The sequence below is a fragment of the Winogradskyella sp. 266wxhm genome (genome assembly GCF_058964685.1).
On record NZ_CM179559.1, the window covers coordinates 3,840,510 to 3,854,131 of the forward strand.

At 30.3% G+C, this 13,622-nt stretch carries 12 protein-coding genes; 10 read left to right on the top strand and 2 right to left on the bottom strand.

Going from position 1 to position 13,622, the window contains the following annotated elements; genetic code table 11:
- The 7 genes from AC2H4K_RS17355 to AC2H4K_RS17385 all read left to right on the top strand — a co-directional run bounded on the left by AC2H4K_RS17355 (window position 1) and on the right by AC2H4K_RS17385 (window position 7,735).
- Window positions 1-930 (top strand): hypothetical protein, encoded by a 930-nt coding sequence (locus tag AC2H4K_RS17355; protein ID WP_281140956.1) that lies wholly within the window; start codon window positions 1-3, stop codon window positions 928-930.
- A 27-nt stretch (window positions 931-957) separates the two neighbouring features.
- Entirely contained in the window at window positions 958-1,539 is a 582-nt protein-coding gene (locus tag AC2H4K_RS17360; RefSeq protein ID WP_281140957.1) for a serine O-acetyltransferase, read from the top strand.
- Window positions 1,540-1,815: 276 nt separating this feature from the next.
- Window positions 1,816-2,892: a glycosyltransferase gene (locus tag AC2H4K_RS17365; protein WP_281140958.1), complete on the top strand. Its 1,077-nt coding sequence runs from the start codon at window positions 1,816-1,818 to the stop codon at window positions 2,890-2,892.
- Between the two features lie 5 nt (window positions 2,893-2,897).
- Window positions 2,898-4,046: a glycosyltransferase gene (locus AC2H4K_RS17370; protein WP_281140959.1), complete on the top strand. Its 1,149-nt coding sequence runs from the start codon at window positions 2,898-2,900 to the stop codon at window positions 4,044-4,046.
- 13 nt (window positions 4,047-4,059) lie between these two features.
- Window positions 4,060-5,964 carry an asparagine synthase (glutamine-hydrolyzing) gene (gene asnB / locus AC2H4K_RS17375; protein WP_281140960.1) on the top strand — a complete coding sequence of 635 codons (1,905 nt, stop codon included), beginning with the start codon at window positions 4,060-4,062 and terminating at the stop codon, window positions 5,962-5,964.
- Window positions 5,965-5,967: 3 nt separating this feature from the next.
- Entirely contained in the window at window positions 5,968-7,098 is a 1,131-nt protein-coding gene (locus AC2H4K_RS17380) for a glycosyltransferase family 4 protein (RefSeq protein WP_281140961.1), read from the top strand.
- 28 nt (window positions 7,099-7,126) lie between these two features.
- Window positions 7,127-7,735 (top strand): sugar transferase, encoded by a 609-nt coding sequence (locus AC2H4K_RS17385; RefSeq protein ID WP_281140962.1) that lies wholly within the window; start codon window positions 7,127-7,129, stop codon window positions 7,733-7,735.
- A gap of 54 nt (window positions 7,736-7,789) precedes the next feature.
- Here the strand turns inward: AC2H4K_RS17385 and AC2H4K_RS17390 are convergent, their stop codons facing one another.
- Complete coding sequence (locus tag AC2H4K_RS17390; RefSeq protein WP_281140963.1) at window positions 7,790-8,446, bottom strand: HAD family hydrolase; 657 nt, start codon at window positions 8,444-8,446, stop codon at window positions 7,790-7,792.
- Entirely contained in the window at window positions 8,430-9,401 is a 972-nt protein-coding gene (locus AC2H4K_RS17395) for an ATP-grasp domain-containing protein (RefSeq protein WP_281140964.1), read from the bottom strand. Before AC2H4K_RS17395 ends, AC2H4K_RS17390 begins: the two co-directional genes overlap by 17 nt.
- Before the next feature lie 372 nt (window positions 9,402-9,773).
- Here AC2H4K_RS17395 and AC2H4K_RS17400 point away from each other — a divergent pair, with 372 nt between their 5' ends.
- From AC2H4K_RS17400 to AC2H4K_RS17410, 3 genes are read left to right on the top strand one after another with little or no spacing between them, the layout of a single operon-like run.
- On the top strand, window positions 9,774-10,901 hold the full coding sequence (locus tag AC2H4K_RS17400; protein ID WP_281140965.1) for a DegT/DnrJ/EryC1/StrS family aminotransferase: 1,128 nt from the start codon (window positions 9,774-9,776) through the stop codon (window positions 10,899-10,901).
- A gap of 50 nt (window positions 10,902-10,951) precedes the next feature.
- Window positions 10,952-12,790, top strand: a complete 1,839-nt coding sequence (locus AC2H4K_RS17405) for a polysaccharide biosynthesis protein (protein ID WP_348634910.1) — start codon at window positions 10,952-10,954, stop codon at window positions 12,788-12,790.
- Window positions 12,791-12,828: 38 nt separating this feature from the next.
- Complete coding sequence (locus AC2H4K_RS17410) at window positions 12,829-13,605, top strand: polysaccharide biosynthesis/export family protein (RefSeq protein WP_281140967.1); 777 nt, start codon at window positions 12,829-12,831, stop codon at window positions 13,603-13,605.
- Window positions 13,606-13,622 lie beyond the last annotated feature (17 nt).

Sequence of the window (13,622 nt, forward strand, 5' to 3'; positions counted from 1 at the left end):
ATGAAAAAGTTCTTGAAAAATACTGTTTTGTTTTTTCTTGTGATTTTAGTCATTGGAGAAATTGTGGTAAGAATAACTCATTCTGTTTCAGATATACCGCAAAGAACCATTGATAAATTTCATATTCAGAAATATTATCCTAATCAAGAAGGCTATTGGAAAGGTGGTGACCATAAATGGATGATTAACAAACTAGGTTGGCCAGGTGAATTACCTGAAAGTTTTGATGATTTAATATTAGTCATAGGAGATTCCTTTATTGAAAATTTTATGAACCCAAGTGAATGTCATCAATCCAAATACTTAAAAGAGAATATGGAAGATTATAATTTCATGGAAGCAGGAAGATCTGGTGTATCTCTAATTGAAGCCATGGAGATTAACAAACAATTAGATTCCTTAACGCCATTAAAAAGTCTGATTTATGTTAATGACAACGACTTCTTTGAAAGTATAGTTGACATAAAAACAATGAAAGACATTACTCAATTAGACTTAAAAGATGAAAATGTAGTCTATGGAGAAATGAAATCTCCAGGCCTAAAAAAAGTTTTATATAATTGGAAATTACTTTATTACTTCTATAATAGATTCCCTATAGATTTTTCAAAAAGTAAAGAAGATAGTCAAAAGATTGAAGACCTTAAAGAACTATTAAAAAATAATAAAGAAAAAGTTTTTGATCTTTTAAAATATATTACTACTCACTACAAAACAGATAATCAAATCTTAGTTTTTCACCCCAACTCTAGCGAGATTATTATTGAAGCTTGTAAAGAAGTTGGTTTTGAGGTTATAATTTTAGATTCTAGTAAAAGCTCTAATGATTGGACATTTGATTACGACAGTCATTGGACCTGCTATGGACACAAACAAGTGGCTAATCAAGTTTCAAGAGCATTAATAAATGCTCTTGAAAAAAATAATTAGACCTTATTTAAACTGTTATAATTAGTTATGATTAATTCAAAAACAGACTATAAGTACTATTTAAACCAAGATAAAACTGCATTAGGCATTAAAAAAATAAGCTTAGCAGCTTCTATTTTATCGTTTTTTTCTCCTAATCCTATATGGCAGTTTCAAAAAACAATGAGAAAATTAGAATATTATTCTAATTGCAAGAACAAAGGACTTTACAAGATATACATCTTATTATTAAGATATAAATACAAAAAAATATCATTGAAACTTGGGTTCTCTATTCCTATAAATGTTTTTGGCCCAGGACTGTCTATTGTTCACTATGGAACAATAGTCATTAACAGAGCAACAAGAGTTGGTAAAAACTGTAGAATGCATGCTTGTGTAAATATAGGAGCTTCTGGAGGAAGTAAAAAAGCACCTCAATTAGGAGATAATGTCTATATAGCACCTGGCGCCAAAATCTATGGTGATATAACCATAGCTGATAACACAGCTATAAGCGCTAATGCAGTTGTAAACAAATCGTTTGAAGAGAAAAGTATTTTACTAGCTGGTAATCCAGCAAGAAAAATAAAAGAAATAGATATCACCAAGATTATTACATATATATAGTTCTGATAATCAACAATATTACGCTAGATTAATTAATAAAGATTATTCATAACAAGTAAAGCTTTTTGTTAATAATAGTCATTATCGTACAATTCAAAGATTAATTTTGATTAATAGTTATAGTAGTGGCATATTTATACCATCAAATTATTAATGGTTTGATATACCCAAATTTAAAATTATGTTAATCAACCTACATCCAAATTTTAGATATTCATTTTTCTTTATTAAAACTAAGGTTTTTAGGTTAAAAAAAACAGTCTAATAACAAAACTGATGCTACCTAAATCTAAAATAAAAATCATTTTCATCTTACCTTCATTAGTCGCAGGAGGTGCCGAACGTGTAATCTCTTTTGTCTCACAAAGTATAGATAAAACCAAATTTGAGCCTTTGCTACTTGTTGCTGGTTATGAAAATGATACTGTTTACGATGTTAGCAATGTAAAAGTCAATTATTTAAATAAAAACAGAATATTAACGGCAATACCTTCAATTATTCTATCCATAAAAAAAGAAAGACCAGATATCGTAGTAAGCTCTATAGCTCATGTTAATACAGCTATGTCATTGATATCTCCGTTTTTTAAGAACACAAAGTTCATAGGAAGAGAAGCTACTATTTTAAGCAAAAGGAAAAATGAAAAAAAGGCTAGAAAATTCTCTCCAGTGTATTTTATGTCTAACGGATTTCAAAAGCTAGACGCTATAATTTGTCAATCACAAGATATGGCTAAAGATATGGTGGCTAATTTTGAAGTTCCTGAGCATAAAACTTATGTAATCAATAATCCTATTTCTAATTTGCCGGCTTTAAAAGATCCAAGGCCTTCTAACAAGAAAATAAAAAAATACATCACTGTTGGAAGGTTAACCGAAGTAAAAGGACATTTACGATTGTTAGAAATTTTATCTCGACTTAAGACACCTTTTGAATACACTATTATAGGTAATGGAGGTTTAAAGGACGAAATTTTTGCTAAAGCTCAGTCTTTAGGACTTTCTAACACAATTAGACATATTCCTTTCACCAATAATGTAAATGATTATATAGCAGAACATGATCTATTTTTACAAGGTTCTTATGTTGAAGGGTTTCCTAATGCTCTACTAGAAAGCTGTGTGGTTGGCACTCCTGTTATTGCTTTTAATGTACCAGGCGGCACAAAAGAAATTGTTGAAAATGGAATAAATGGCTATTTAGTTGATAGTGAAAAAGAGTTTGAAGAAAAGCTTAATGAGAAAATAGACTGGAATCCAAGTGAAATAAGGGAATCTGTTTATAAAAAATTCAATAAGGAAAAGATTATAAATGATTACGAACAATTATTTATAAATGTTTTAAAAGAGTAATAGTGGTGAATAACTCTAAAAAAAATATAAGTATACTTAGTATAACTCTAGGAAGTGGTGGAGCTGAAAAAGTAATTAGTCTGCTACTGAAGTCTTTGGTTAAAGATTATAATGTTTATTTAGTTCTTTTTTATGACAACATCCACTTCTCTATTCCTGAAGGTGTTAATGTAGTTTTCCTTTCTGAAAAAGGACCAGAAAGACCTTTTTATTTGAAAACCTTAGACTCCATAAAGTTTATTTTTAAATATTTTAAATTCGTCAAAAGGAACAATATTATTGTTTCGGTATCTTTCCTAGCATTCCCGAATCTTATAAATGGTGTTGTTTCTACTTTAAACAAAAGAGTTAAAACAATAATTAGTGAAAGAGGTTTCCCATCAGATAATGTAAGCAGTAAGTTGTCGCTTTATATCTCTAAGATTTTCTATCCTATTTTTTACAATAGATGTGATAAATTGTTTTCAAACTCCATTCACATAAATAATGATTTAAAAAATAATTTTGGGATTAAAATCCCTATGGAGGTGATTTACAACCCTATTGAAATACCTCAAAAAACAATAGAACCAACAAGTCTAAATTCTACTGAAAAAAGATTGGAAATTATTACGGCTGGCACACTCAATACAAGAAAAAATCAAGTAATGATTATACGCTCTCTTTTAGAAATACAAAATAATGATAAATTTACCATTCTTGGTGATGGTCATTTAAGAGCCTATTTAACTGAAGAGATTAAAAGCTCTAAACTTGAAAATCAAGTTCAGCTAAAAGGGAAAGTGAAAAATGTTAACGACTTTCTTCTTGAAAGTAATTGCTTTGTTTTGTCATCATTTACTGAAGGTTTTCCTAATGCTTTATTAGAAGCTATGGCTATTGGTCTACCATGTATATCTACTAATTGTTTATCAGGACCATTAGAGTTACTAAATGAAAATGATGCTGTAGACATAAAAAACGGCGAATTTGTCATTGCTAAATATGGCTTATTAGTTAATAATGATGATCATGTAGGATTAAGTAAGGCTTTAGATTTTTATAGAAATAGCCCTGAGAAACGAGTAGAGTTTGGTAAATTGAGTTTACAACGCGCCAAAGAATATCATTTAGACACCATATACACAAAGTTTAACCAATTTATAACCAACTAAAGGCTTTATAACCATGTGTGGAATAAACGGCATAATAGCCAAAACAAATAGAAATGAGAATGAGATTAAAACCATTCTCAACAATATGAATGACCTCATTATTCATAGAGGTCCGGATGAAGATGGTGTTTTTGCTAACGAAACCGAAGATTATACGGTTGGGATGGCTATGCGAAGATTGTCTATTATAGATTTATCATCTGGTAAGCAACCTATTTTCTCTGATGACAAACAAATCGTTATTGTTTTTAATGGAGAGATTTACAACTATAAAACTATCAAAGCTAAACTTGTAGCTGAAGGTGTGACGTTTCACACCACTAGTGATACCGAAGTTATTCTTAAAGCTTATGAAAAATATGGTGTCGAAGCTTTTCAATGGTTAGATGGCATGTATGGTTTTAGTATTTATGACAAAAAAATAAATAAGCTTTTTATAGCTCGTGATTTTTTTGGGGAAAAGCCACTGTATTACACACAAACTGATAAAGAATTTATTTGGGCTTCAGAACTTAAATCTATCATAAACACTATAGATTTTCAACCTGAAATTTCTAAAAAAGGGTTGAATTTATACTTTCGACTAACCTATATTCCAGCACCACATACAATTTATGAAGGTATACATAAGTTAGAGGCTAATCATTATATAGAATATGATTTTGGAACTCATAATACCTCTATCCATAAAATAAATGCCGAGCCTAAACCAAAAACAGCTAACATTTCTTTTGATGATGCAAAGTCCAAAACAAAAGAGTTGGTCTATAATAGTGTAGACAGTAGATCTATCGCAGATGTTGGTTTAGGTACATTTTTATCAGGTGGTGTAGACTCTTCTATTATTTCTCTTTGTTTATCTCAAGCTACGGATAAAAAGATAGATACATTCTCTATTGGATTTAAAAAAGCATCTTACGATGAAACAGATAAGTCTAGAGTTGTAGCTGATATGATAAATAGTAATCATCATGAATTCATTATTGATGAAGATGATTTAAAAAATAATATTCATCAAATCTTGGTGAATTTTGATGAACCTTTTTCAGATTCCGCAGCCTTACCCACTCACCTACTTTCAGAGAAAACAAGAGAGCATGTTACAGTTGCTTTAACTGGCGATGGTGGAGATGAAGTGTTTGGTGGTTATAACAAATATTACATTGGTAAAATGAATAAAAAGTTCACTAGTATAATACCTAGAGGACTTCATAAAACCATTAATAAACTAAGTAACAAGTACCTTGTTGACAAAGACGATAAACGTGGTAAAAAGTTTCAAATCAACAAATTGCTTAATGCTATAAATTATGATGGTGATTTCTATTGGGACATCATTTCTTTAGCTAACACAAGTAATCAATTAGAAGAACTCTTTCTACCAGAACAATTTGAAAAAGATCTTTTTAAAGAGTATAAAGAAGTTTTAGGCAAACAAAAAATTGAAACGCTTACAGATTTTAGACTTGTAGATAAAATTTTAAGTCTTGAAGGCGGAATGCTTGCTAAAGTTGATAGAACAAGTATGTTAACATCTTTAGAATGTAGAGCTCCTTTTCTTAACCGAGAAATATGGGAATTTACCAACACACTTCCTGAAGATTATTTGATGAAAGGTTGGGATAAAAAACATATTTTAAAAGAGGCATTTAAAGATCAATTTCCTATAGATTTTTTAAATAAAAGTAAAAGTGGTTTTGGCTCTCCAACTGGAGATTGGTTAAGACAAAGCTTAAGAAATGAACTAGAAAGCTACATAGATCCAAAAATGCTTCAGGACCAAGGCATCTTTAATGTAGATTATGTTACAAAACTAGTTAAAGACCACTTAGATAGTAAAAAAGATAGCTCTTTTAGGGTTTGGTCTTATTACTGCTTTCAGAAATGGTATAAGTATAATTATTTAAAACAAAGCTAAAATATGTCCCAAAAAAGAATATTAATCATAGCATCTTATGATGGCTCTTTAATTAGATTCCGTGGTGATTTTATTGCTAGCTTAGTAAAAGATGGTTTTGAAGTATTTGCTGCTGCTCCAGATTTTTCCAAGAAATACAGAAAAATGGTTTCTGACTTAGGTGCAACACCAATAGAGATTAATCTTCAAAGGACAGGCTTAAATCCTATTAAGGATTTAAAATCTATTCTTGAGCTAAACTCAATCATCAAAAAAAATAACATTGATATTGTTTTTCCTTACACTGTAAAACCCGTTATATATGGATCTTTTGCGGCAAACATGAGTAAAACACCTGTAATTTCATTAATTACAGGATTGGGTTATGCTTTTACAGGTCTATCTAAAAAAGCAAGATTATTACAGAGATTCAATGAAACTTTATACAAACTTTCGATCAGAAAAAATAAAGTTATTGTGTTTCAAAATAGAGATGATTATCAGCTCTTTTTAGATAGAAAAGTCATTTCTAAAAAACAAAAAGTTGATTTTGTAAGTGGTTCTGGTGTTAATCTTGACGAATTCAATTTCAAAGAGAAAAATCCAACTGACAAAGTAAGCTTTCTTTTGGTAGCACGATTAATCGAAGAAAAAGGAATAGCTCTTTATATGGAAGCTGCCAAAATTCTAAAAGCTAAATATCCAAAGACAGAATTTCACCTTATCGGTTCTACAGAAACTTCTCCTTCTGCAATAAGTGAAAATGAACTGAACGAATTACATGAAAAAAACATTATTGTTTTTCATGGTAAACAATCAAATATAGATGAACATCTGAACAAAAGAGATATTTTCGTTTTACCTAGTTATTACAGAGAAGGTTTACCAAGAACTACTTTGGAAGCCTGTGCATGTGGTAATCCTATTATCACAACAGATTCAGTAGGTTGTAGAGAATCTGTAAAAGAAGGTATTAATGGTTTTTTAATTGAACCTCAAAACCTCGAAGCATTAATAGAGCCTATGGAATTCTTTATTAACAATCCGGAAAAGATAAAAGAAATGGGCATCAATAGCAGGAAATATGCTGAAGAAAGATTCGATGTTAACATTATAAATAATGATTTAATAGATATTATTAATAAAGAACTTTAATTTTACACCAGAAAAACCATCCCTACACATGAAGTTTTATAGTGTTTTTAAAAGAATATGTGATTTTTTTGCAGCTTTAATAGGGCTTATAATAATTTCACCATTATTGATAATTCTAATTATCATACTTTCTATTTCCAACAATGGAAAACCATTCTTCTATCAAGAACGTGCCGGTAAGAAAGGAAGGATTTTTACAATCATAAAACTTAAAACTATGAACGATAAGAAAGATAGTAATGGAGAGTTACTACCTGTTAATTATCGTATAACACCTGTTGGTAACATTTGCCGCAAATATTCTCTAGATGAAATACCTCAATTAATAAATATTTTGAAAGGTGATATGAGTGTCGTTGGTCCTCGCCCACTTCTTAAAAGCTATTTACCACTCTACAACGAAGAGCAAATGAAAAGGCATGATGTACTACCAGGCATTACTGGTTGGGCACAAGTAAATGGTAGAAATACAATAAGCTGGGATAAAAAATTCAAGTTAGATGTTTTTTATGTGGAAAACCAATCGTTATTGATGGACATAAAAATAATTCTTAAGACAATTAACAGAGTAATCAGTCCGAAAGACATCAATAATTCCGAAGAAACTGACATGCCAGTTTTTACAGGAAATAATTAGATAAAATACTGATTTATTTAAACTTAGAATAAACCACAGAAACAATTAGTTCATCTACACTATATTTAGTTCCTCAAAAGAGAAAATAAAATCTTTAGGCAAATACCCATCTTTGTGGTACTTCCAATTTGTAGAGTGTATATTTAGTCCACTATCTATCATACCAATAGTTAACCAACGTAATTTATTCGGTGAGATAAAATCTTTTTTTAGATTATCCGCTATATAGATATATTGTTTAGCAGGTAATGAATTCTCTAAAATTTTGAAATTTTGAATACTAGGCTTTTCACTGCCAATGGCTTCAGAAATAATTATTTCATCAAAAAAATCTTTTATTTCTAAGGCTTCTATTTTAGCCAATTGAGTCTTTACCCTACCGTCAGTAATGATTCCCAACTTTCCTTTTTTTAATTTTATTTTATTAAGAACTTCTAATACTCCCTTATTAAGATTGATCTTGGGTTTATGAAAACGATAATAACTCAATAAATCGTCAATATTCCTATCATATCTTGAGCTTAATATCTCAAAAACGTTCTCTCCAGATCTATACATTGAGAACATTTTAGCATATAAAAATTTCCAATTTACAGGCTCAACAATCTTCGCTATATACATATAAGCAGATTTAAGATAATCGATCTCATTATAGAGTGTATCATCTAAATCAAAAACTACAACAGTCTTCTCATCAACCTTTATATCCATGGACTAAAATTTCATCATCGTATCTTATCATTAAAAGGTCGCTTTCCCAACTATCAAACTTATCCTCAATACTATTTTGTAAAAAGTATTCTTTAATTAACCACTTAGGAAAATTAGCACCTGACAAATAAGACAAAGGGTAACCACCACCAAATCTAGGATTAATCTCTATACCATATATTTTTGTTTCATCTTCTTTGTGAAGAAAAAATTGTGCTGTAACACACCCAAACGCACCATCTATGTAGTTTAGATGCTCTCTAATGTAACTGACAAGAATATTATTTTTAGTTACTGCCTTATACACTTCACCATCCCTAACTTCTAATCTTTGCCTTGGTACAACACATTTTAATTTACTGTTTTTATCAAAATACAAATCACATGTAAACTCATTATATTTATCATGGTCTAGGTATTCTAAAAACATTAATTTTTCATTCTGAAAGTGATAATCTTTTAATTCTTCCTTTTCTTTTATGATGTAGGTATCTACACTTCGACTACCATCTATCGGTTTAACAAATAGTGGTAATTGATAATTCTCTTTACTAAATTCTTTAGCGACATTAACACCTCTATCTTCTAAAAATTTATGTATTAAACGCTTATCTCTACATTGAGAAATAAAGTGATAGTCAGAAACTACAATATCAATACCTTGTTCTAAAAATTCTAATTTATTTTTTGAAAGAACAATTAGTTCTGTATCTATTGTTGGGATTATAAGTTTTATTGAGTGTTTTTCACAAATACTTTGCAATACTTCACCATATTTTGGATCATCAACTCTTGGCACAAGAAAAAAATCATCTGCTATTTGACAGGCAGCTGACAATTCTGGTTCGGAATCTGCTGCAAAAACCTTTGCTTCTGGATAAAAATTCTTTAGTTCTTTTTGAAATTCTCTAACTAAAGAAACTCGTCTTCCTGCGGAAGTTATTAATATATTCATAGGGAATATGTTGTTCTCTGCAATTATAAACAATTATCCCTCTCATCTCACAATGATTAGACATATCATAGCTTTTTTCGATTATATGTAAAATACACGATTAAATGAACTCATATTATAACTATATTGATTAAAATTTCAAGAATAAGAGTTGTTAATGTTCTAAAAGACATGCTTTTTATCTGATTTATTTTACTGTTGAAAATTAGCTCTTCATTATATATCGTTTAAAATTAACAGTTCATCGTAATATTCTAAATTTGTTTTATAGTTTGATTCATAAGGGCTTATATTAGCAATTGTAATGCTATTAATTTAGGTCCCAAACACCTTTATTTAAAAACTTTAGGTATTAACTTAAAGAATTAACCTATGAATAAAAAAATATGGCTGTCATCACCACACATGAGTGGTAATGAGCAATCTTACATAAATGAAGCTTTTGAAACTAACTGGGTTGCTCCATTAGGACCTAACGTTAATGGTTTTGAAGAAGATTTACAAAATTATCTTAATGAAGATATACATGTAGCAGCTCTTGCTTCTGGGACTTCTGCCCTACATTTAAGTCTTATTCTTTTGGGTGTAGGAAAAGATGATGAAGTTATCTGTCAAAGTAAAACTTTCTCTGCTTCTGCAAATCCAATTGTATATCAAGGTGCTACACCTGTTTTTGTTGATAGCGAAAAGGAAACATGGAATATGTGTCCTGAACAATTGGAGATTGCTATAAAAGATAGAATATCTAAAGGAAAAAAGCCTAAAGCTATAATAGCTGTTCATTTATATGGAATGCCTTATAAGGTAGATGAAATTAACAGAATAGCTAAGGAATATAACATTCCCATAGTTGAAGACAGTGCTGAATCTTTAGGAAGTCATTATAAAAATCAAAATTGTGGAACTTTTGGTGACCTTTCTATTCTTTCCTTTAATGGAAATAAAATAATCACAACATCTGGTGGTGGTGCAATTGTAACAAAAACACTAGAACAGAAACAGAAAGCTGTTTTTCTAGCTACACAAGCTAGAGATAATGCTCCGCATTACCAACACTCTCATATAGGATATAATTACAGAATGTCTAATATAGTTGCAGGTATTGGTCGCGGTCAGATGACGATTTTAAATAAACATGTGGCAAAGCGTCGTGCCAACCACGAATTTTATCAAAATGCTTTTAAGGACATTGATGAAATCACTTTTTTACCAGAACCAGAAGGGCATTTTTCAAATAGATGGTTAACCTGTGTTTTATTGGACTCTAAAGAAACAAGAGAAGCCTTAAGGCTAGCTCTTGAAAAAGAAAACATTGAATCCAGACCGCTTTGGAAACCAATGCACCAACAGCCTATATTTAAAGATTCACCAAGTTATTTAAATGGGGTTTCTGATGACCTATTTAACAGAGGATTATGTCTACCTAGTGGATCTAATCTTTCTGATGAAGAATTAAACAGAGTAGTTTCGACTATAAATACGTATTTTGTAACATGTTAGTGAATTTTTTACAAAACATATCGCAAAAGTATGCTTCGAAATGGCTAGTCTTGCTATTTGATATATGTATCATAATAGCAACATTCTTCCTTGCTTATCTTATTCGATTCAACTTTCAAATTGATTTTGATCTTAAAATTGTTTTTGAGCAAATACCATATTTAGTTATAGTTTCAGCGATAAGCCTTATTGCTGTTGGATCATATAAAGGTGTTGTTAGATTTACAGGTTTTAAAGATATATTGAACATTATAATTGGTGCTAATATCTTAGCAACTCTACTTATTTGTTGTACTTTTTTGAGCCGAAAATTCCTTAGTGAGGATAGTATCTTAAACATATCTGGATCGATAATTTATATCCATTTATTATTAAATATTTTATTTCTAATTGGAGCAAAATTATTTATAAAATCCATTTACAATTATATTACCCAAGAATCTCAAACAACTTCCAATGTACTAATATTTGGCGCTGGAAACTCTGGGATGCTGACTTATGACGCTATTCAAAACGATACTAAAAACAGTTTTGAAGTCGTTGGCTTTATTGATGATGATGAAAGAAAAATAGGAAAGAAGATAAATCTTCTAAAAGTTTATGACATCAGTTCTATTGATGGAGATTTTATCAAGAAGAATCATGTAGAAGATGTTATTATATCTATTCAGAATATTGATCCTTCAAGACTATTACAGATTACAGGTAACTTATTTTCGCTTGGTCTTAAAGTAAAAATCGTACCTCCTGTTCAAAACTGGATAGATGGCGACCTTAGTGTTGGCCAAATTAAAGAGGTAAAAATAGAAGACCTATTAGGCAGAGAACCTATAAATATTAAAAACCCAGCCCTTGAAGAACAATATGACAATAAAGTTATCTTGGTTACAGGTGCTGCAGGATCTATAGGTAGTGAAATTGCTAGAAAAGCTAGTTTATACAATTATAAAAAGCTTATCCTAATAGATAATGCTGAATCTGCTTTATATGACATTCAACAAGAATTCAGACAACAAGGTTTAGAGAACATAGACGCTATTGTAGCAGATGTTCGTAATAGAACTAGAATAGATCAGATTTTTAACCTTTATAAACCAAAAATTGTTTTTCATGCTGCAGCATATAAGCATGTTCCTCTCATGGAAAACAATCCTTATGAAGCTGTTAGTGTTAACATTGGTGGTACAAGAAATGTTGCTGATATAGCTGTAAAACATAGTGTGGATAAATTCGTTTTAATTTCTACAGATAAAGCTGTAAACCCAACCAACGTAATGGGTGCTACAAAGCGTATTGCCGAATTGTATGTTACATGTTTAAAGGGTAAAGGAAACACCAAGTTCATAACAACAAGATTTGGAAATGTATTAGGTTCAAACGGATCAGTAATACCATTATTTAAAAAGCAAATTGAAAAAGGTGGTCCACTTACTGTGACTCATAAAGAAATTACACGTTATTTTATGACCATTCCAGAAGCTTGTCAGCTTGTGTTAGAGGCTGCTGCCATGGGTAATGGAGGTGAGATTTATGTTTTTGATATGGGTGAACCAATTAAAATATTCAACCTTGCCACCAACATGATTATCCTTTCTGGATTACGCTATCCTGAAGATATTGATATTAAAATTACAGGCTTAAGACCTGGTGAGAAAATATATGAAGAACTTTTAGCTGACGGTGAAAACACCAAGAAAACATATCATGAAAAAATAATGATAGCTAAGTCCAGATACGTTGATACTGAAAATGTTGAGAAACAAATCATTAAAATAACCAACATGAATTCATTGACTCAGCCTTTAGAAATAGTATCTTCAATAAAAACACTAATTCCAGAATACATTTCTAACAACTCCACATATGAAGTTTTAGATTCAAAAAAATAATTCTATTCAATTAAAAAACTAAATTAAAACAACAGAAGATGAAAATCCGTTTACTTTTAATATCACTAATCTCAATTGCACTAGCTACTTCTTGTGCATCAAGAAAGAATATTGTTTATTTTCAGGATGAACTTCTGAAAGATGGATTAGAAACTTCTACTCCAGAACAATTGATTTACAAAACTGATGATTTGCTTACAATCAATGTTTCTGCATTTGTTCAAGAAACTGTAGCGCCTTTCAACCTTACAGTTGCTTCAAGTAATGCACTTAATACTACTAATGTTCAAGGAAATATTCAGCTTCAAACATATCTAATAGACTATGAGGGTAATATTGAATTTCCTGTTTTAGGTAAAATAAAAGTTGCTGGATTAACACGTACCGAACTCACCAAATATCTTACTGATAGGATTAGTGAGTACGCCAAAGATCCAATAGTTAATGTAAGGTTAGCAAATTTCACTATAACCGTTTTAGGTGAAGTGTCAAACCCAGGAACATTCACTATTCAAAAAGAGAGAATTACTTTAGTTGAAGCTCTTGGGCTTGCGAGTGACTTAACAATCTTTGGAAAACGTCAAAACGTTAAGTTAATAAGAGAAGTAAATGGCGTAAAGAAATTTGCAGAATTTGACCTAACATCAGTGAATACTGTAAACTCACCTGCATATTATCTACAACAAAATGATGTAATCTATGTAGAGCCTAATAGAGCCAAAGTTAGATCTTCTACATTTAATCAGAATAATTCAGTTTTAATTTCTGCTATTGGTACATTAACTACTATTTTAGCTATATTTTTAGTTAAGTAATCAATATTTATTTAAGT

What these genes read in the sequence shown, in the direction of transcription:
- asnB (WP_281140960.1), top strand. Translation starts at nt 4,060, where the DNA reads ATGTGTGGAATAAACGGCATAATAGCCAAAACAAATAGAAATGAGAAT.
- AC2H4K_RS17380 (WP_281140961.1), top strand. Translation starts at nt 5,968, where the DNA reads ATGTCCCAAAAAAGAATATTAATCATAGCATCTTATGATGGCTCTTTA.
- AC2H4K_RS17355 (WP_281140956.1), top strand. Translation starts at nt 1, where the DNA reads ATGAAAAAGTTCTTGAAAAATACTGTTTTGTTTTTTCTTGTGATTTTA.
- AC2H4K_RS17410 (WP_281140967.1), top strand. Translation starts at nt 12,829, where the DNA reads ATGAAAATCCGTTTACTTTTAATATCACTAATCTCAATTGCACTAGCT.
- AC2H4K_RS17385 (WP_281140962.1), top strand. Translation starts at nt 7,127, where the DNA reads ATGAAGTTTTATAGTGTTTTTAAAAGAATATGTGATTTTTTTGCAGCT.
- AC2H4K_RS17395 (WP_281140964.1), bottom strand. Translation starts at nt 9,401, where the DNA reads ATGAATATATTAATAACTTCCGCAGGAAGACGAGTTTCTTTAGTTAGA.
- AC2H4K_RS17400 (WP_281140965.1), top strand. Translation starts at nt 9,774, where the DNA reads ATGAATAAAAAAATATGGCTGTCATCACCACACATGAGTGGTAATGAG.
- AC2H4K_RS17390 (WP_281140963.1), bottom strand. Translation starts at nt 8,446, where the DNA reads ATGGATATAAAGGTTGATGAGAAGACTGTTGTAGTTTTTGATTTAGAT.
- AC2H4K_RS17365 (WP_281140958.1), top strand. Translation starts at nt 1,816, where the DNA reads ATGCTACCTAAATCTAAAATAAAAATCATTTTCATCTTACCTTCATTA.
- AC2H4K_RS17360 (WP_281140957.1), top strand. Translation starts at nt 958, where the DNA reads ATGATTAATTCAAAAACAGACTATAAGTACTATTTAAACCAAGATAAA.